The organism is Sphingobium sp. TomTYG72 (assembly GCF_055394715.1).
The window spans coordinates 1,140,715-1,158,838 of the sequence record NZ_AP027336.1; the positions used below are offsets into that span (position 1 = coordinate 1,140,715).

Here is an 18,124-nt window from a genome sequence, read left to right on the forward strand (position 1 = left end):
CAGTCCGGCGGCTGTAGGACAGAATAAACATCAGGCCGACAGCACTTCGTCGCAGCGGTTGCAGAGTGTGCCGTCCTCCTCGACTTCGGGCAGCAGACGCCAGCAGCGACCGCATTTGTGCCACTCGCTCGGCTTGACCACGATACCGTCGCCGACGCCCGTTTCGATGCGCGCGACGATGGCGATTTCGGCGAAGTTCACACCGTCGCTGGGAACATGCATACCCATGGCCACGTCGGCTTCAAGGCTGGAGCGGATGACCTTTTCGCGGCGGAGCGGTTCGATGGCTTCGTTGACCTGATCGCGCTGGTTGCGAATTTCGGTCCATTTGTCGTCCAGGCCCTGGTTGAGCCAAGTCGCGTCAACCTCTGGCCATTCCAGGAAATGTACGCTTTCTTCGTGGTTTGGATAGCGACTTTGCCACACTTCCTCAGCGGTGAAGGGGATGATCGGCGCGGCGTAGCGGACAAGAGCGTGGAAGAGCGTATCCAGCACCGTGCGATAGGCGCGGCGCTTGGGATCGTTCTTCGCGTCGCAGTAGAGGCAGTCCTTGCGGATATCGAAGAAGAAGGCCGATAGGTCGCTATTGGCGAAGTCGAATAGCGCGCGGGTGTAGCGGCTGAACTCTAGCCAGTTTTCGCTTCCCGCTGCCTTTTCGACCACGCCCTTAAGCTCTGCGTCGAGGGCGGCGAGGCGGTGGAGCATGTAGCGCTCCAGCTCCGGCATTTCCGCGACGGGCAGCCGCTCTTCTTCCGAGAAATCCGAAAGAGCGCCGAGCAAGTAACGGAAAGTATTGCGAAGTTTGCGATAGGCATCGGACGATCCGGCCAACACTTCCTTGCCGATGCGGACGTCATCGAAATAATCGGTGCTGGCGACCCAGACGCGCAGGATGTCGGAACCGGACTCTGCGATAACCTTCAGCGGATCGACCACGTTGCCAAGGCTCTTGGACATTTTGCGGCCTTGCCCGTCCAGCGCGAAACCGTGGGTGAGGACGGCGTCATATGGCGCGCGACCGCGAGTGCCGCAGCTTTCGAGCAGGGAGGACTGGAACCAGCCGCGATGCTGGTCGGACCCTTCGAGGTACAGGTCGGCGCGGACGCCTTCGCCATAGCGGCTTTCGACAACAAAGCTGTGGGTCGAACCGCTGTCGAACCAGACGTCGAGAATGTCGTTCACCACCTCATAGTCGTTGAGGTCGTAGTCGGGGCCGAGCAGCGCCTGATGATCGGCACCGAACCAGGCATCCGCGCCGCCAGCTTTAAAGGCTTCGACGATGCGCTGATTTACAGCCTTATCAACGAGATATTCGCCGGTCTTGCGATGGACGTAGAGGGCGATGGGCACGCCCCAGGCGCGCTGGCGGCTGATAACCCAATCGGGGCGGCCCTCCACCATCGAACGGATGCGGTTGATCGACCGCTCGGGCACCCAACGGGTGTTCTCGATCGCGTCGAGGGCGGTTCCGCGCAGGGTCGCGCCACTGTCCTGGCGGGCGAGGATCGCTTCTTCCTCGGCGCAGCGTGGGATGACGCCGTCGCTGATCGCGCGGTCCATGGGGATGAACCATTGCGGCGTGCAGCGGAAAATGATCTTCGCCTTGGAGCGCCAGCTATGGGGATAGCTGTGCTTGAAGTCGTCGGACGCGGCGAGCAGGCCGCCGGCTTCGCGCAGATCGGTGCAGATCGGGCCGTCCTTGCTGACGAACTTCGGATTGATGACGCTTCCCTGACCGCCGAGCCAGAGCCAGTCCTCGCGATATTTACCGTCATTCTCGACAGCGAAAACCGGGTTGATGCCGTTCGCCTTGCAGAGCGCGAAGTCGTCCTCGCCATGATCGGGCGCGAGGTGAACGAGGCCGGTGCCTGCTTCGGTGGTGACGAAATCGCCGGGGAGGAAGGGGCGCGGCTTGGCGAAGAAACCGCCGAGAGCGTGCATCGGGTGGCGGGCGACGGCTCCGGCGAGTTGGGAGCCTGCAATCTGTCGATCACCTACCTGACCGACCTGTTCCGATGCACTTTCGCCAGCAAAAATCCCGCGTTTAAAGCTCAATCCAGTACGTGCGAGAAACTGTTCAACGAGATCGAATGCGATCACATATCTGCGACCGTCATTCGCTTCGAAGTGCAGATAGGTGACCTCCGGCCCATAGGCCAAAGCCTGATTGACCGGGATCGTCCAAGGGGTCGTCGTCCAGATCACCGCACGCGCGCCGACGAGCTCCGGCGCGTTCGGCACTTCGACAATCTCGAACGCCACGTCGATCTGGGTGGAGACGATGTCCTCATATTCGACTTCCGCCTCGGCCAGCGCCGTCTTTTCGACCGGGGACCACATGACGGGCTTGGCGCCGCGATAAAGCTGGCCGCTTTCCGCGAACTTCAGCAGTTCAGACACGATGGTAGCTTCGGCGTCGAACTTCATGGTGAGATAGGGATCATCCCAATCGCCCATGACGCCAAGGCGCTTGAACTGCTCCTTCTGCACGCCGACCCATTTGTCCGCATAGGCGCGGCACTGCGCGCGAAATTCCTGGGGCGGAACCTCGTCCTTATTTTGCTTCTTCTTGCGATATTCCTCCTCGATCTTCCATTCGATCGGAAGGCCGTGGCAATCCCAGCCGGGCACATAAGGCGCATCCTTGCCGAGCAGCGATTGGCTGCGGACGATGATGTCCTTCAGCACCTTGTTCATCGCATGGCCCATATGGATGTCGCCATTGGCGTAGGGCGGGCCGTCGTGGAGAATGAAGCGTTCGCGGCCTTTCCGGCGCTCGCGCAGCTTGCCGTAGAGGTCCATTTCCTCCCAGCGCGCCAAAATGGCCGGTTCCTTCTGCGCCAGACCCGCCTTCATCGGGAAGTCGGTTACGGGGAGGAATACGGTGCTTTTATAGTCTTTGGTTTCTTGGCGAGGCTGGTCGGTCATGTGGGGCTATCTACAGACTTCCGTTCGTTTCGAGCGCAGTCGAGAAACGCGGCTCTGCACTATCTGCTTCTCGACTTCGCTCGAAACGAACGGGGTTGGAAATGAATGGGCGGGCATTAGGCGAGGTGCGGCGTTCTCGCAAGGATTTGCCGCGCGGCGTCGCAGTCTCTGGCGATCTGGGCCGTCAGGGCATCAAGCCCTTCATATTTCGCCTCGGGCCGGAGGAATTCGATCAACTGCACCTCGATACATTGATCATAGAGGCTTTCGGAAAAATCGAAGAAGTGGGGCTCCAGCAATTCCTTTGGCGGGTCAAAGCTGGGGCGAATGCCGAGGTTGGCCGCGCCGTCGAGAATACGGCCATCGGGCAGCAGGCCGCGCACTGCATAGATGCCATAGGCCGGGCGGATGTAATGGCCAAGATCGACATTGGCGGTGGGGAAGCCGATCGTGCGGCCGACCTTGTCGCCATGCTGGACCATCCCTTGCACCGCGAAGGGGCGTGTCAGCAGGCGCGTTGCCGTGGCGCAGTCTCCGGCTTTCAGGGCTGTACGGATGCGGCTGGAGGAGACCACCTCCCCGCCTTCGTCTGTCACCGGCGCGACTGCCTCAGCGCTCATGCCCCGCGCGGAGCCGAGTGTGGCAAGCGTTTCGACGGTGCCAGTGCGGCCTTGGCCGAAGGTGAAATCCTGGCCCGTGACCACGCCCGCGACGCCCATGCCGTCTACCAGTAGATCGACGAAATCCTGCGGACTCAAGGCGGCGAGCTGGCGGGTGAAGGCGAATACCAACATCGCGTCGGCACCGGCGGCGGCGAACAGGCGCTGCCGCTGGTCCAGGCTGGTGAGGCGGAACCACGGGTTTTCCGGGCGAAACAGGCGCATGGGATGGGGGTCGAACGTCGCGACGATAACCGGGCGCCCTTCCGCCCGCGCACGCTCCACCGCACGGCCAACGACAGCCTGATGACCGAGGTGAAATCCGTCAAAATTGCCCAGCGCCATGATGCTCCCGCGCAGATGGGCAGGGATCGGGACGCCGCTTTCAAGCCGCTCCATGGCGCTGGCTATAGGCAGATGGCCGCGAGCTGGCAATGCGGCTTCATGGCGCAGCGCGGCGGCGGAAAGTGACGAAGCTGTAGGCGGGATAGGCGCCCTCGACCGGGTGATCGGTGCGGGCGACTTCCTCCCACTGCGTAGCGTCGGGATAGGGGATCACGGTGTCGCCGGGGGGGTCGAGATGCACTTCGGTCAGTTCGATGCGGTCTGCGTGGGGCAGATAGAGCTGGTAGACCTCTGCCCCGCCGATCACCATGGCGGCAGGACCGCCCGCGAGGCGAAGGGCGGAGGCGACGTCATGCGCGATTTCTGCCCCCTCCCCGCTCCAGCCAGTGTCGCGGGTGAGGACGATGTGGCGACGGCCGGGCAGCAGGCCGGGCAGGCTGTCGAATGTCTTGCGGCCCATGATCATCGGGTGACCGAGGGTCAGCGCCTTGAAATGCTTGAGGTCTGCGGGCAACCGCCAAGGCAGCCCCCCGTCCTTGCCGATCACGCCATTGTCGGCGCGGGCGAGGATGAGGACGACTTCCTGCTTTTGGGTCACAGGGTCAGCCGGGTGACGTGGCCCATCTTGCGACCGGGGCGAGCCTCATGCTTGCCATAGAGGTGCAGATGCGCAGCGGGATCGGACAGGATCGCAGCCCAAGCGTCGGCTTCTTCGCCGATGAGGTTGTGCATCTCCACTCGCCGTGCCGCCAGTCTGGTGTCGCCCAATGGGAGGCCACAAATGGCGCGGACATGGTTTTCGAACTGGCTGGTGACCGCGCCCTCGATCGTCCAGTGGCCGCTATTGTGGACGCGTGGCGCCATTTCGTTGAAGACGGGACCATCGGCGCTGGCGAAGAATTCGAGGGTTAGGACGCCGACATAGCCGAGCGCTTGCGCCACCTGCGCAGCCAGGGCGCGCGCCGCCTCCACCTGCGCCTCTATGCCGGGGCCAGCGGGGGCGGTGGAGGTGGAGAGGATGCCATCGACATGGACGTTGGCAGGCGAGTCCCAGAAGCGGACTTCGCCATCTGCACCGCGCACGAGGATGACGGAAAACTCCTCCTCGAAGGTCACGAAACCTTCCAGGATCGCGCTTTTCTGGCCGATGGCATCCCAGGCGGCGGGAGCGTCCGCCGGATCATTGATGCGTGCTTGCCCCTTCCCATCATAGCCCATGCGGTTGGTCTTCAGGATCGCGCGGCTGCCGATCGCGGCGATCGCCTGATGAAGGTCATCGAGGCTTTCGACCGAAGCGAAGGGCGCGGTCAGGCCGCCGAGGTCGCGGACGAAATTCTTCTCGGCAAGACGGTCCTGCGCCACGCGGAGCGCCTGCGCGCCGGGCCGGACGAGGCCGTGGGTGGAAAGGACTTCGACGGCGGAGGGGTCGATATTCTCGAATTCATAGGTGACGACGTCGACGCTGTCGGCAAAGGCGGCGAGCGCGGCGGCATCCTCATAGGCGCCGCGGGTCCAGCAGCGAGACACGTCTGCGGCGGGGCCGCTTTCTTCCGGCGCGTAAATATGCGTGCGGTAGCCAAGCTGCGCGGCGGCGATCGCGATCATCCGGCCGAGCTGGCCGCCGCCAAGGATGCCGATGGTGGAACCGGGCGTGATGGTCGTCATCTTATTCTGGCGTCTCCGCGACATCGTCGGTCTGCTTTTCACGCCACATATCGAGCCGTTCGGCCAGCGCGTCGTCGGTCGTGGCGAGGATGGAAGCTGCCAGCAGCGCCGCATTGATCGCGCCGGGCTTGCCGATGGCAAGGGTGCCGACGGGGATGCCGCCGGGCATCTGGACGATCGAAAGCAGGGAATCCATGCCCTTCAGAGCCTTTGACTCGACGGGTACGCCGAGGACGGGCAGGCGCGTCATCGAAGCTGTCATGCCCGGAAGATGGGCCGCGCCCCCTGCCCCGGCGATGATGACCTTCAGCCCACGAGAGACCGCGCTGGTCGCATAGTCATAGAGACGCTGCGGCGTGCGGTGAGCGGACACGACCTTGCATTCGTGCGGGACGCCAAGCGCGCTCAGCGTTTCAGCCGCATGGCGCATGGTTTCCCAATCGGATCGCGATCCCATGATGATGCCGACTGTAACGGCGCTCTCTCCGGTCATTCGCCTAACTTCCCCTAATGGCGCGGAAAGCAAAGCCCCTTAGCCGGACGACCGGGAAGGGGCAATGCGGGATTTCGAACGCTCAACGCTCCGACAGATAATAGCGGTCCTTTGCCGTCAGATCGTCGGCAAGGTCATAGACGATCGGCTGGCCGGTCGGGATTTCCAGTTCGGTGATTTCGTCGTCCGGAATGCCAGACAGATGCTTCACCAACGCCCGCAGTGAGTTGCCGTGAGCCGAGATGAGGACGCGCTTGCCAGCCTTCAGCTGCGGCACGATGCGACTTTCCCAATAGGGCAGCACGCGGGCGATAGTGTCCTTCAGGGACTCCGTCGAGGGGATGGCGATGCCGTCATAGCGGCGGTCCTTCGACAGGTCGAACTCGCCGCCCGGCTCCAGCACCGGCGGCGGAATGTCGAAGCTGCGGCGCCAGACCTTCACCTGTGCGTCACCATGCTTGGCGGCGGTCTCTGCCTTGTTGAGGCCGGTAAGGCCCCCATAATGACGTTCATTGAGGCGCCAGTCCTTTTCGACCGGCAGCCAGAGGCGGCCCATTTCTTCAAGCGCTAGGTTCAGCGTCTTGATCGCACGGGTCTGGACCGAAGTGAAGCAACGGTCGAAGTCGAGGCCCTTTGCCGACATCAGCTGACCGGCAGCTCGCGCTTCCTCCACGCCCTTTTCCGTCAGGTCCACGTCCCACCAGCCAGTGAAGCGGTTTTCCAGGTTCCAGGCCGATTGGCCATGACGGATCAGAACGAGTGTGGGCATGAAACGCTTCTCCTGCACATAAGCGCGAATGTTGGCGCCTCCCATAACGCCGGAAATGACGGGCGCAAGCTTGTGCGCCGAGCGGAGCGTCCCACATTGCAGTCGGCCGGACGATCGGATAGCTCGGGCAGCTAAGCATAAGGAAGCGGCAATTTGGCATTTGTGAAGGGCGTTTGGCGCATATTGGTCGCGGTCAAGGACGGGCTGGTTCTGCTGTTCCTGCTCGGCTTTTTCGGCCTGCTTTATGCGGCGCTGTCATGGTCGCCCAAGCCCGCGCGCAGCGTGAGCAGTGGCGCGCTGCTGCTGAAGCTGGACGGCACTATTGTCGAGCAACCAGCAGAGGCGGACCCCTTTTCGTTGCTGACATCGTCCGGGCCGCAGACAAAGGAATATCGCCTTTCCGAGATCGTGGACGCGCTGGAAGCGGCCAAGACAGATGGCAAGGTCAAGGCGGTTGTGCTGAACCTCGACGGGTTTCTGGGCGGCGGTCAGGTGGCGCTTTCCCGCGTGGGCAAGGCGCTGGACGCTGTCCGTGCAGCAAAGAAGCCGGTCTTCGCCTTTGCCACCATCTATACTGACGACAGCTATCAGCTGGCCGCCCATGCCAGCGAGACATGGGTCGATCCGTTGGGCGGCGTCGCCATCCTGGGGCGCGGTGGATCGGGCCTCTACTACAAGGGGCTGATCGACAAGCTGGGCGTCAACACCCATGTCTATCGCGTCGGCACCTACAAGAGCTTCGTCGAACCGTTTATCCGCACGGATCAATCGCCCGAAGCCCGGCAAGCCAATCAGGCGCTGGCCAATGCCTTATGGCAGGATTGGCAGGAGGAAGTTGGCAAGGCACGGCCCCGCGCAAAGCTGGCTGCCTATGTCGCGAACCCGGCAGGTGCGGCGGAAGCGGCGGGCGGCAACCTCGCCAAGGCGGCACAGCGCGCCGGGTTGGTCGATAAGTTGGGCGACGAGGCGGCGTTCGGGAAGCGCGTCGCGCAGGTCGCAGGCGAGCCGTCCGATGATCGCGTCGGGGATTTCGCGACCATCGACCTTAGAAGCTATGCCAAGGCGCATCGCCCGGCCAATGACGGGCAGATCGGCGTAATCACCGTCGCCGGCGACATCGTAGATGGAGAGGGTGGACCGGGTAGCGCCGCCGGGGACACGATTTCGGCACTGCTCTACAAGGCCTTGTCGGAAAAAGACCTGAAAGCGCTGGTCGTGCGGGTCGATTCGCCGGGCGGGTCCGTCATGGCATCGGAAAAGATTCGGCAGGCCATCATGGAAGCGAAGCGCGAGGGCCTGCCGATCGTTGTGTCTATGGGCAATGTCGCGGCGAGCGGCGGTTACTGGATTTCCACGCCCGCCAACCTGATCTTTGCCGAACCGGACACGATTACCGGCTCCATCGGGGTGTTCGGGATATTGCCGAGCTTTGAAGGAACTTTGGCGAAGCTAGGCATCACGACCGATGGCGTGCGGACCACGCCGCTGTCAGGGCAGCCGGACATTGCAGGCGGCACCACGCCTGAATTCGATCGCATCATGCAGATGGGGATCGAGGATATCTATGGCCGCTTCGTGGGGTTGGTCGCGCAGGCACGGCGTAAATCGCCTCAGCAGATCGACGCCATTGCTCAAGGCCGCGTGTGGGACGGCGGCACGGCGCGGCAGATCGGCTTGGTCGACCGCTTTGGCGGGCTGGAGGAAGCCGTCGCCGAAGCAGCGAAGATGGCCAAGATCGATCCTGCCAAAGCGAAGGTTTACCGTATCGAGAAGGAACCCGACAAGTTCGCCGAGCTCATCAAATCGATGTCAGAGCGTGACGATGAGGATGTGGATGCTCCCCGCGACATGTTGAGCAGGCAGGCGATGATCCAGCGGCGTTGGGCCATGCAGGCTGTCGCGGATGTGCGTGGCCTGATCAGTGGCGCGGGTGTGCGGGCGGATTGCTTGGAATGCCGTGGCTATGGCGCGCCGCGGCGGGTGAGTGCCGCCGATGAGCGGGGCCTGATGGGGGTGCTTACCAGCCTCTGGCGGTGATTGCGCGGTGGCCGGCTAGCGGTTTTCCGGCTAACCCTTATTCGTTGCGGCCCGATAACGCTGAAGCCCGGTCACTCTTGCGGACACGCCTTGCCCCATCAGTAGAGCACCGGATCATTTCCCCGTCCAATAATTCGCTTAATCCTCCATGCGCCGAAGACGTGGGGAGGGGAACCATTGCAAAGCATGGTGGAGGGGAATGTCCGAGGCTTGCGCATTTCCCCTCCACCGCCTCCGGCGGCCCCCCTCCCCATGCAAACATGGGGAGGATTACAGAGGTCCGCGCCCCTCCCTTTCTTCTATCGCTTTACCGCCCGCCTCGATATGTCGGCAGGCCAATGCTTCGCCAGATCGCAAAGGCGCGCAGGAGGAAGCCTAGCAGCGCCGCGACGACGCCCGCTACCGGCACGTCCAGCCCCCACCAGCGCAGCATGACGAACAAGCCGGAAGCAAGGGCCGCTGCGGTTACATAGAGTTCCGGGCGCAACAATATGGACGGCTCATGAGCGAGGAGATCGCGCAAAATGCCGCCCACGCAGCCGGTGACCACGCCCATCAGGGCGGCAACGAAGGGCGGAATGCCGTAGCTCATCGCCTTGGCGGCTCCGAACACGGCAAAGGAGGCGAGGCCGATGGCGTCGAGCCAATCGAGCGCGCGATCGCTCCACAAGCGGCGCGGCGTGAACCAGATCAGGAGCGCTGCGACCATGCATGTGATTGCCGGAACGGGATCATGCACCCAGAAAACCGGCGCGCCGATCAACAGGTCGCGAAGGGTGCCGCCCCCTACCCCCGTCACCAACGCAAAGAATGCGAAGGTGACCAGCGTCTGCCCCAGCCGGGCGGCCGCCAGCGCGCCCGATGCCGCGAACACGAAGATCCCGACGATGCTGAGTGTTTCCAGCACCGGTCCGATCTGCTGAAAGGCGTTGGCAGGGGAAAGCATGGGGTGCTGCGCGGGGCAGGCCTATGGGCGGGCGCAGGAAGCAGCACCAGCCCAAATACCCATCCTCTTATTTCGCCAGTTCAGCCTCGATCGCCGACACCAGCGCCGGGTCGTCGGGCGTCGTACCCGGAGCAAAGCGGCCTGCGACCGAGCCGTCCTTGGCAATCAGGAACTTTTCAAAATTCCACAGCACTTCGGGCTCTTCGGTCGGGGTCATGCCATAGCCGCGAAGCTTTTCGCGAAATTCAGCGCCCTCGCCCGCAGCCTTGGGCTGTTCGCTGGTCAGGGCCGCGTAGAGCGGATGCTTTTCCGGGCCGGTCACGACGATCTTTTCGAACATCGGGAAATCGACCCCGAAATTGGTCGTGCAGAATTCCACGATCTCATCATTGCTGCCCGGTTCCTGACCAGCAAAATCATTGGCGGGAAAACCGGCGACCACCAGCCCCTTGTCCTTATAATCGCGGTAGAGCTTTTCCAGCCCTTCATATTGCGGGGTGAGACCGCATTTGGAGGCGACGTTGACGGCCAGCACAACCTTCCCCGCATAGTTGGCGAGGCTGGCATCTGCGCCCTTGATCGTCTTGAGCGGAATTTGCTGGATCGCAGTCATGATCTTCTCCTTGGGAATCCGGATGTCGCGGACCTTGCCATCATATCGCCGCGCCGAAAAGCCTGCCTGCGCCTGCCGTGATCGCCATGGCGAGGACGCCCCAAAACAGCACTCGGCCGACCGACCGCCAGAGCTTGCCGCCACCCAGCCGCGCGCCTGCATAGCCCAGCAGGGCAAGGCAGATTAGGGATGTCACGACGACGCTCGCCAGCGCGTGGGGCGCCGGGCTGACCGCCGCCGCGATGACCGGAGCAATCGCACCGGCCGAAAAGGTCGCTGCCGAAGTCAGTGCCGCCTGAACCGGCCGCGCGGTGCTGACGTCCGAAATGCCGAGTTCGTCGCGGGCGTGGGCGGCAAGCGCGTCGGCGTCCATCAATTGTCGCGCGACTTCCCCCGCGAGTTCGGGGGTGAGACCCCGCTCGATATAGATGCCGCGCAGCTCCTGCCATTCCACATCCGGCTGCTGCGCAATCGCATGTTTTTCCTTGGCGAGATCGGCCCTTTCCGTGTCCGATTGCGCGCTGACAGACACATATTCTCCCGCCGCCATCGACATGGCGCCAGCAAACAGGGCCGCTATGCCCGACAGCAGAATGGTTTCGCGCGACGCACCCGACGCGGCGATACCCGCAAGCAGACTGGCGGTCGATACGATGCCGTCATTCGCGCCGAGAACCGCAGCGCGCAGCCAGCCGACGCGGTTGACATAATGAAGGGCATGATGCGAGCGCGCTTGGTCAAGAGCGCCCGAATCTGATCCGTCCATCGCCGCCATTCCCTTTTCCCCCTTCGTTCAGCCGCTCAGTCCCTCGGCCTTTTCCGCAAGTTCCAGCCAGCGCTCCTCGGCCGAATCCTTGTCGGCGCGCGCCTGTTCAATCGCCTTTGTCAGCGCCGCAAACCGCTTGGGATCGCGAGTGTAGAGCGATGGATCGGCCAATGCCTCCTCATCGCGAACAATGTCCTGTTCCAGCTTTTCGATGGTTTTGGGCAGCAAGTCGAGGTCCCGCTGATCCTTGTAGCTGAGCTTGGTCGACGCGGACTTTGGCGGGGGCGGCGCGGCGGCAGCCTTCTTCTCCGTCCGGGGGGCATTCCTGGGCTGACGCTTGGCAACCCAGTCCGCATAGCCGCCGACGATCACATCGACTTGCCCCGAACCGTCCAGACCAAGGGTCACCGTCACTGTGCGGTCCAGAAAGTCGCGGTCATGGCTGACGATCAGGACCGTGCCGTCATAATCGGCGATCACTTCCTGCAACAGGTCGAGCGTTTCGAGGTCAAGGTCGTTGGTCGGCTCATCCAGCACCAGCAGGTTCGATTCGCGGGCGAACTCACGGGCAAAGAGCAGGCGTGAACGCTCGCCACCCGACAACGTGCCCACGCGTGCCTCGGCCAGCGAGGGATCGAAGAGGAATTCCTTGAGGTAGCCGTGAACATGCTTGCGGACCCCGCGCACGTCGATCCAGTCGCCGCCCTCCGCCAGCACGTCGCGGACGCGCTTGTCGGGCTGCATCAGGCTGCGCTGCTGATCGATGAAGATCATGTCGAGGGACTTGGCCTGTTTGACAACGCCGCTATCAGGCGCCAGCTCGCCCGTCAGGAGCTTCAGGAGCGTCGTCTTGCCCGCGCCATTGCCGCCGACAATGCCGATGCGGTCACCGCGCTGGATGCGTAGGGAGAAATCCTTGATGACCGTGCGGTCACCGAAATTCTTGGTCACATGTTCGGCGGTGATGACGCTCTTGGTCTTGCTGTCGTCGGCAGCGACGGCAATCTTCGCGACGCCTTGGGGACCGACCATCGCCGCGCGCTGCGCCCGCATTTCCCAAAGCTTGGCGAGACGCCCCTGATTGCGCTTGCGGCGCGCGGTAACGCCGCGCTCCAGCCAGTGCGCCTCAATCTTGAGCTTGGCGTCGAGCTTTTCGGCGGCCCGGGTTTCCTCGGCATAGACGGCCTCCATCCAATCCTCAAAACCCCCAAAGCCGATCTCATTGCGGCGGATGGAGCCGCGATCCAGCCATAGGGTCTGGCGTGTCAGGCGGGTGAGGAAGGCGCGGTCGTGGCTGATGACGATGAAGGCGCCCGAATAACGGGCAAGCCAGCCTTCCAGCCAATCGATGGCATCGATGTCGAGATGGTTGGTCGGCTCGTCCAGCAGCAACAGATCGGGCTCGCTCGCCAAAGCGCGGGCAATGGCTGCACGGCGGCGCTCGCCTCCGCTGGCGGTCGCGGCCTCGCGCGACAGGTCGATGCCGAGCTGGCTGGCGATTGCTTCCACCTCATGGGCGGGGGGCGCATATTCGCCTGCCAGCGCGAAATCGTGCAGGGTAGCGAAGCTGCTGACGTCAGGGTCCTGCTCCAGCATGATGACGCGCGCGCCCGGGCGAACCGATCGCGTGCCTTCGTCAGGCTCGATCTGGGCCGCGATCAGCTTCAGCAGCGTGGTCTTGCCCGCGCCATTGCGACCGATGAGCGCCAGCCGATCACGGTCGCCGACAAAAATGTCGAGATGGCGGAAAAGCCAGTGGCTTCCTTGGCTGAGACCAAGATTTTCGAAGGAGAATATAGGTGCGGCCATGGCCGTGCAGCTAGGACTTCCGGCGCGCCGGGGCAAGAGCGCGTGGAACTGGATGCTGTCTGACGGCTTTCAACGCCTGTCAGCGTCCATTCATCGCAGCCGTTACAAACGGGCTGCATAGCTTTTCAAGGAGATACGCTCATGAAGTCCGCCCTGGCCCTGATGGCCGCCGCCGCTGCTGTGTCGATTCCTGCCATGGCGGTCGCGCAGACCAGCGTGACCATCGCCGAGACCGCTCCTGTCGTGACGCTCAACGTAACGGAAACAGTTGAGGCGGCGCCGGATCAGGTCGTGGTCGGCACGGGCGTTCAAACGCGCGCGCCCACAGCCGCGCAGGCTATGCGCGAGAATGCGGTGAAGATGGACCGGCTGATCGCCACCCTTGCCAAGGCCGGGATTCCCAAGAAAGATATTCAGACAAGCGGCATTAATCTCAGCGCCCAATATGACTACAGCAACCAGAATGGTGAGCCTGCTGGCCCTCGTTTCATCGGTTATGAAGCGTCGAACCAGCTGACGATCAAGCTGCGCGACATCAAGAAGACGGGGCAACTGCTCGACACACTGGTCGAGGCGGGCGCGACCAACGTCAACGGCCCGTCCTTCTCCATCGAGGATCCAACCCCGATGCTGGTCCAGGCGCGCGGCGCTGCGTTGAAGAGCGCCAAGGCGCAGGCGGATTTCTATGCGCAGGCCGCAGGCTATCGTACCGCGCGGCTCATCTCCATCGCAGAGAGCAACAGCGGCGGCCGTCCGCCGATGCCGATGATGACGGCCCGCTTCAAGGCAGATGCGGCGGAGGCGACACCGGTAGAACCGGGGCAGGTTGGATCGTCAGTGACCCTGACCGTCCAATATGCACTGGAGCGCTGACCGGCACCTGTCACCGCGCTGACGCCACCATTCACCACCTGTTCAATGCTTGTCGCCTATGGCATGCCACATGACGATGAAGCTTAGTAGCCTGATTGCCAGTATGGCCGCCATCACCGCGATGGTGGCCGTGCCATCCTACGCCGAGGCCGGTCAACGTGGCGAGCAGGACGCGGCGCGCCGGGCGATGCTGGATGGGGAGACCATGCCATTTTCCCTCATCAAGCGGCGCGTAGATGCCGCGATGGGGGGAGCGACCTACCTTGGCGCGGAATTCAATCCATCCTCCAACCGCTATCGCCTGAAATATGTGAAGGACGGTAAGGTGGTTTGGGTTGATGCGGACGGCCGCACAGGTGATATAACCGGCCGGGCGCACTGACGCGCCAAAAGGCAAACCAAAAAGAAACGGAGCCATATGCGTCTGCTGATCGTCGAAGATGAACCAAGCCTAGGGCAACAGCTCCGCAACACGCTGGAGGGCGCGGGCTATGCCGTGGACCTTGCGACGGATGGCGAGGACGGGCACTTCCTGGGCACGACGGAAAGCTATGATGCCGTGGTCCTCGACCTTGGCCTGCCCACGATCGACGGGCTGACGGTGCTGGACCGCTGGCGCAAGGAGGGGCGAAGCTTCCCGGTGCTGGTACTGACCGCGCGGGATAGCTGGTCCGACAAGGTCGCGGGGCTGGACGCAGGCGCGGACGATTACCTGGCCAAGCCGTTTCAGAGCGAGGAGCTCATCGCGCGGTTGCGCGCCCTTATCCGTCGCGCTTCGGGCAATGCATCGAGCGAACTGATCGCGGGCGACGTCCGGCTGGACACGCGTTCGGGCAAGGTCACGTTGAAGGGCGAGCCGGTAAAACTGACCGCGCAGGAATATAAGCTGCTGTCTTACCTTCTCCACCATAAGGGCAAGGTGGTCAGCCGCACCGAGTTGATCGAACATATCTACGATCAGGATTTCGACCGCGATTCCAACACGATCGAAGTGTTCGTTACCCGCATTCGCAAGAAGCTGGGCGCGGACGTCATCACGACGATACGCGGTCTTGGCTACAGCCTGGACGAGCCCGCCCGCTAAGGTCTCAAATTCTGCCCCGGGCTGGTTCCGCCAAAGCCCCCTTTTCTGCCGGGACAATCTTCGGCAAGCCCGGGCGAACGAAGTGGGCATCAGACAGCTGTAATGACCAGTCCAGCCTCCCCTCCCACGGTCCATTCGACCGGGTCGCTCAGTCGGCGCATGATCGGCATCGCGGCGCTGTGGATCAGCATCCTGCTGCTGGGTGGCGGATTGGCGCTCGACCGCGTGCTGTCGCAGGCGATCACACGCAATTTCGATGACGGGCTCAACTATGTGCTGACGGCGATGATCGCTTCGGCCGAGATCGGGCCGGATGGCGAAGTGCTGTTCAACCGCCCGCTAGCCGATCAGCGCTTTCTGGAGCCCAATAGCGGCCTTTATTACCAGATCAGTGCCAAGGGGCATGAGGACTGGCGATCACGATCGCTGTGGGATCGGGCGCTTAGGGTGTTGCCCGAGCATGATGACCGCAGCTTCCACGCCTATGACAGCAAGCAGTTTCCGGGCGAGGACTTGCGGATCATGGAGCGGACCATCGTCCTGCCGGGTTCGGATACGCGCTGGATGTTCATGGTCGCGGCCGCCCGTGCCGGGCTGGACGACCAGATCACCACGTTGCGGTCCACGCTGACCCAGAGTTTTGCCCTGCTCGCGCTCGGCCTTATCGTGCTTACGACGCTCCAGACCCTGTACGGGCTCCGGCCGCTGCGGCGGGTGCGCAAGGAAATCGTCAGGATGCGGGCGGGCGAAAAGAACCGCGTCACCGAACCGATGCCGTCCGAAGTTCTACCCATGGTCGAGGAACTGAACGCCCTTCTCGCCCATAATGAGCGGCAGGCGGAAGAGGCGCGAACCCATGCGGGCAATCTTGCCCATGCGCTGAAAACGCCTCTGACTGTCATCATGAACGCCGCGACCGCGCAATCGGCGGACCTGGGTGAAACCGTCATTCGGGAAGCCACGACGATGCGCAGGCAGGTCGATCACCATCTGGCGCGCGCCCGCGCGGTAGGGCGGCGCGGCGCGGCGCAGAGCCGGGCGGAAGTATGGACAAGCCTGCAAGCGGTCGAGCGCGCCGTCCAGCGCCTCTATCCCGAAGCGCGGATCGACATGGATGGCGACAAGGAGGTTGCGGTTCGGGTGGAGCGTCAGGACCTGGACGAGATGCTGGGCAACCTTATCGAAAATGCGGCAAAATATGGTGGCGGCAGTGTGTTCGCCACGGTCGGCCGCGCCGGAGCCATGGTCGAGATATTGGTCGAGGATGACGGCCTGGGTATCCCGCAGGAGGAACGTACCCGCATTTTCGACCGTGGCGTCAGGCTGGATTCCGGAAAGCCGGGCACTGGCCTTGGCCTGGCAATCGTGCGCGACGTCGCGGAAATCTATGGCGGATCGGTGGCGATGGAGGAAAGTGAAGATCTGGGCGGGTTGATGGTGCGGCTGCGACTGCCTGCCGCCTGATGAGGCGGGTGCTTTATCTTGGGGCAGGATTTATTTCGCTGGGCCTTGGTGCGCTGGGCATTGCCCTTCCCCTTCTGCCCACGGTGCCCTTCATGATATTGGCCGCATTCTGCTTCGCCCGGTCAAGCCCGGCGCTGGAGGCGAGGCTGCTCGATCATCGGCATTTCGGGCCGCATATCCGACGCTGGCGTGACAAGGGGGCAATCAGCCGCCGGGGAAAGCAGGCGGCGCTTGCGGCTTTTACGTTCAGCGCAGTGCTGGCGCTGTTCCTGGTGCCTTTCCCTTGGTTCCTGATCCCGGTGGCGGCCGCACTAATTGGTGGAACTTGGGTATGGTCGCGACCGGAGGGCGGCGCTTAGCCCTTGGTCAGTTCATCGCCAGAATCATGTTGCGGACCTGCGGGAAAACCTCCTTCTCCCACTTGCTCCCAGCGAACACGCCATAATGACCGGCACCGATTTGCAGGTGATGCCGCTTCAGGTGAGGCCGCAATCCCGTGCAAAGCGCATGCGCCGCCGCAGTTTGCCCGACCGCGCAGATATCGTCCTTTTCCCCCTCGACCGTCAGCAGCGCCGTCCTTCGAATGGCGCCCGGATTGACGAGTCGGCCACGATGCTTGAGCTCGCCTTTCGCGAGCAGAGTGCGCTGAAACACGCGCTCTACGGTCTCCAGATAAAATTCGGCGGTCATGTCCAGAACCGCGAAATATTCCTGATAGAAATCCTTGATCTTCTCGGCCTCTTCTTCTTCCCCGTCCGCCAGCAACTGATAAAGCTCGCGATGTTGGGCGCCGTGACGTTCCAAATTCATCGACAGGAATGCGGACAGTTGCAGAAAGCCGGGATAGACGCGCCGTCCGGCACCGGCATAGCGCATCGGTACGGAGGTAATCAGTTGCCGTTCGAACCACTCGATCGGCCGCTCGTTGGATAGTTCGTTGACGACGGTCGGCGCCGCGCGCGGATCGATCGGGCCAGCCATCAGCGTCATGGATCGCGGCGTTGCGGCATCGCCATCCTCGGCCATCAGTGCGACGGCGGCAAAGGCCGGTACGCAGGGCTGACAAACGGACAGCATGTGTGCGCCCGGGCCAAGCTCCTGCATGCAGGTGATCACATAATCGACATAGTCGTCAAAGCCGAAGCGCCCTGCCGACAAGGGAACATCGCGCGCATTCTTCCAATCGGTGATGTAGACGTCATGATCGCACAGCAAGGTCCGCACGGTGCTGCGCAGCAGGGTTGAGAAATGGCCTGACATTGGCGCCACAAGGAGCACGCGCGGCTGTTCCGTTTCGACATCATCCTTCGCGAAATGGAGCAGGTTGCCGAAGGGCAGGTCGAGCAGCACTTCTTCTCGCACTGCAACAAGGGCATTGCCGCTACGGACTTCGTTGATGCCGTAGGCGGGGCGCTTGTGCGTGAGCCGTGCGCCCTGGAATACATCCATCAGCGCGAACATGCGGCGGGGCATGGCCCAATCGGCCATCGGCCCCATCTTGTCACGAAGATTCAAGGCCAGTTCCGCGCCGAAACGCGCCGGAGCCAGCATGTCTTCCAAAGCCTGATAGCCACTATACAGCATCGTCATAATATGAACGGCGCCCCAAAATGTTCCCCCGGCCGATTCGGCCACCACCGTTCGTTATACTGATTTTTTCGTATTGCGCTGCA

At 62.9% G+C, this 18,124-nt stretch carries 16 protein-coding genes and 1 pseudogene; 6 read left to right on the forward strand and 11 right to left on the reverse strand.

Annotated elements, in window-relative coordinates:
* Nucleotides 1-30: 30 nt before the first annotated feature.
* The 6 genes from ileS to gpmA all read right to left on the reverse strand — a co-directional run bounded on the left by ileS (nucleotide 31) and on the right by gpmA (nucleotide 6,859).
* Entirely contained in the window at nucleotides 31-2,928 is a 2,898-nt protein-coding gene (gene ileS / locus ACZ5U1_RS05835) for an isoleucine--tRNA ligase (RefSeq protein ID WP_464779768.1), read from the reverse strand.
* Between the two features lie 116 nt (nucleotides 2,929-3,044).
* On the reverse strand, nucleotides 3,045-3,986 hold the full coding sequence (locus ACZ5U1_RS05840) for a bifunctional riboflavin kinase/FAD synthetase (protein ID WP_464779769.1): 942 nt from the start codon (nucleotides 3,984-3,986) through the stop codon (nucleotides 3,045-3,047).
* A gap of 43 nt (nucleotides 3,987-4,029) precedes the next feature.
* On the reverse strand, nucleotides 4,030-4,530 hold the full coding sequence (locus ACZ5U1_RS05845) for a dihydrofolate reductase (protein WP_464779770.1): 501 nt from the start codon (nucleotides 4,528-4,530) through the stop codon (nucleotides 4,030-4,032).
* Nucleotides 4,527-5,597, reverse strand: a complete 1,071-nt coding sequence (locus ACZ5U1_RS05850) for a 5-(carboxyamino)imidazole ribonucleotide synthase (protein WP_464779975.1) — start codon at nucleotides 5,595-5,597, stop codon at nucleotides 4,527-4,529. The genes ACZ5U1_RS05845 and ACZ5U1_RS05850 overlap by 4 nt, the downstream gene beginning before the upstream one ends.
* 1 nt (nucleotide 5,598) lies before the next feature.
* Complete coding sequence (gene purE / locus ACZ5U1_RS05855; RefSeq protein WP_464779771.1) at nucleotides 5,599-6,090, reverse strand: 5-(carboxyamino)imidazole ribonucleotide mutase; 492 nt, start codon at nucleotides 6,088-6,090, stop codon at nucleotides 5,599-5,601.
* A gap of 82 nt (nucleotides 6,091-6,172) precedes the next feature.
* The gene (gene gpmA / locus ACZ5U1_RS05860) at nucleotides 6,173-6,859 is read right to left on the reverse strand and encodes a 2,3-diphosphoglycerate-dependent phosphoglycerate mutase (RefSeq protein WP_464779772.1); all 687 of its coding nucleotides are present in this window, start codon (nucleotides 6,857-6,859) and stop codon (nucleotides 6,173-6,175) included.
* 153 nt (nucleotides 6,860-7,012) lie between these two features.
* Between gpmA and sppA the strand changes: the two genes are divergently transcribed.
* Nucleotides 7,013-8,896 (forward strand): signal peptide peptidase SppA, encoded by a 1,884-nt coding sequence (gene sppA / locus ACZ5U1_RS05865; RefSeq protein ID WP_464779773.1) that lies wholly within the window; start codon nucleotides 7,013-7,015, stop codon nucleotides 8,894-8,896.
* A 307-nt stretch (nucleotides 8,897-9,203) separates the two neighbouring features.
* On the opposite strand, the gene ACZ5U1_RS05870 is transcribed toward sppA, so the two are convergent.
* From ACZ5U1_RS05870 to ACZ5U1_RS05885, 4 genes are all read right to left on the reverse strand, one after another.
* Complete coding sequence (locus ACZ5U1_RS05870; protein WP_464779774.1) at nucleotides 9,204-9,842, reverse strand: trimeric intracellular cation channel family protein; 639 nt, start codon at nucleotides 9,840-9,842, stop codon at nucleotides 9,204-9,206.
* A 67-nt stretch (nucleotides 9,843-9,909) separates the two neighbouring features.
* Nucleotides 9,910-10,455, reverse strand: coding sequence for a glutathione peroxidase (locus ACZ5U1_RS05875; RefSeq protein ID WP_464779775.1), 546 nt, complete (start codon nucleotides 10,453-10,455; stop codon nucleotides 9,910-9,912).
* Nucleotides 10,456-10,495: 40 nt separating this feature from the next.
* Complete coding sequence (locus ACZ5U1_RS05880; protein WP_464779776.1) at nucleotides 10,496-11,221, reverse strand: VIT1/CCC1 transporter family protein; 726 nt, start codon at nucleotides 11,219-11,221, stop codon at nucleotides 10,496-10,498.
* 27 nt (nucleotides 11,222-11,248) lie between these two features.
* The gene (locus ACZ5U1_RS05885) at nucleotides 11,249-13,030 is read right to left on the reverse strand and encodes an ABC-F family ATP-binding cassette domain-containing protein (protein WP_464779777.1); all 1,782 of its coding nucleotides are present in this window, start codon (nucleotides 13,028-13,030) and stop codon (nucleotides 11,249-11,251) included.
* Between the two features lie 141 nt (nucleotides 13,031-13,171).
* On the opposite strand from ACZ5U1_RS05885, the gene ACZ5U1_RS05890 reads away from it, so the two are divergent.
* From ACZ5U1_RS05890 to ACZ5U1_RS05910, 5 genes and pseudogenes are all read left to right on the forward strand, one after another.
* Nucleotides 13,172-13,903, forward strand: coding sequence for an SIMPL domain-containing protein (locus ACZ5U1_RS05890; RefSeq protein WP_464779778.1), 732 nt, complete (start codon nucleotides 13,172-13,174; stop codon nucleotides 13,901-13,903).
* Between the two features lie 45 nt (nucleotides 13,904-13,948).
* Nucleotides 13,949-14,285: pseudogene (locus ACZ5U1_RS05895) on the forward strand (hypothetical protein).
* A gap of 36 nt (nucleotides 14,286-14,321) precedes the next feature.
* Entirely contained in the window at nucleotides 14,322-14,987 is a 666-nt protein-coding gene (locus ACZ5U1_RS05900; protein ID WP_449471888.1) for a response regulator transcription factor, read from the forward strand.
* Nucleotides 14,988-15,146: 159 nt separating this feature from the next.
* Nucleotides 15,147-16,451 carry a sensor histidine kinase gene (locus tag ACZ5U1_RS05905; RefSeq protein WP_464779976.1) on the forward strand — a complete coding sequence of 435 codons (1,305 nt, stop codon included), beginning with the start codon at nucleotides 15,147-15,149 and terminating at the stop codon, nucleotides 16,449-16,451.
* The gene (locus ACZ5U1_RS05910; protein ID WP_464779779.1) at nucleotides 16,451-16,810 is read left to right on the forward strand and encodes a YbaN family protein; all 360 of its coding nucleotides are present in this window, start codon (nucleotides 16,451-16,453) and stop codon (nucleotides 16,808-16,810) included. Before ACZ5U1_RS05905 ends, ACZ5U1_RS05910 begins: the two co-directional genes overlap by 1 nt.
* Before the next feature lie 7 nt (nucleotides 16,811-16,817).
* On the opposite strand, the gene ACZ5U1_RS05915 is transcribed toward ACZ5U1_RS05910, so the two are convergent.
* The gene (locus ACZ5U1_RS05915; protein WP_464779780.1) at nucleotides 16,818-18,041 is read right to left on the reverse strand and encodes a polyhydroxyalkanoate depolymerase; all 1,224 of its coding nucleotides are present in this window, start codon (nucleotides 18,039-18,041) and stop codon (nucleotides 16,818-16,820) included.
* Nucleotides 18,042-18,124: the final 83 nt, after the last annotated feature.

Excerpts from the sequence above, each read along its gene's own strand:
- ileS (WP_464779768.1), bottom strand. The coding sequence starts at position 2,928 with ATGACCGACCAGCCTCGCCAAGAAACCAAAGACTATAAAAGCACCGTA.
- ACZ5U1_RS05840 (WP_464779769.1), bottom strand. The coding sequence starts at position 3,986 with ATGGAGCGGCTTGAAAGCGGCGTCCCGATCCCTGCCCATCTGCGCGGG.
- ACZ5U1_RS05850 (WP_464779975.1), bottom strand. The coding sequence starts at position 5,597 with ATGACGACCATCACGCCCGGTTCCACCATCGGCATCCTTGGCGGCGGC.
- purE (WP_464779771.1), bottom strand. The coding sequence starts at position 6,090 with ATGACCGGAGAGAGCGCCGTTACAGTCGGCATCATCATGGGATCGCGA.
- gpmA (WP_464779772.1), bottom strand. The coding sequence starts at position 6,859 with ATGCCCACACTCGTTCTGATCCGTCATGGCCAATCGGCCTGGAACCTG.
- ACZ5U1_RS05870 (WP_464779774.1), bottom strand. The coding sequence starts at position 9,842 with ATGCTTTCCCCTGCCAACGCCTTTCAGCAGATCGGACCGGTGCTGGAA.
- ACZ5U1_RS05875 (WP_464779775.1), bottom strand. The coding sequence starts at position 10,455 with ATGACTGCGATCCAGCAAATTCCGCTCAAGACGATCAAGGGCGCAGAT.
- ACZ5U1_RS05880 (WP_464779776.1), bottom strand. The coding sequence starts at position 11,221 with ATGGACGGATCAGATTCGGGCGCTCTTGACCAAGCGCGCTCGCATCAT.
- ACZ5U1_RS05885 (WP_464779777.1), bottom strand. The coding sequence starts at position 13,030 with ATGGCCGCACCTATATTCTCCTTCGAAAATCTTGGTCTCAGCCAAGGA.
- ACZ5U1_RS05890 (WP_464779778.1), top strand. The coding sequence starts at position 13,172 with ATGAAGTCCGCCCTGGCCCTGATGGCCGCCGCCGCTGCTGTGTCGATT.
- ACZ5U1_RS05900 (WP_449471888.1), top strand. The coding sequence starts at position 14,322 with ATGCGTCTGCTGATCGTCGAAGATGAACCAAGCCTAGGGCAACAGCTC.
- ACZ5U1_RS05905 (WP_464779976.1), top strand. The coding sequence starts at position 15,147 with ATGATCGGCATCGCGGCGCTGTGGATCAGCATCCTGCTGCTGGGTGGC.
- ACZ5U1_RS05910 (WP_464779779.1), top strand. The coding sequence starts at position 16,451 with ATGAGGCGGGTGCTTTATCTTGGGGCAGGATTTATTTCGCTGGGCCTT.
- ACZ5U1_RS05915 (WP_464779780.1), bottom strand. The coding sequence starts at position 18,041 with ATGACGATGCTGTATAGTGGCTATCAGGCTTTGGAAGACATGCTGGCT.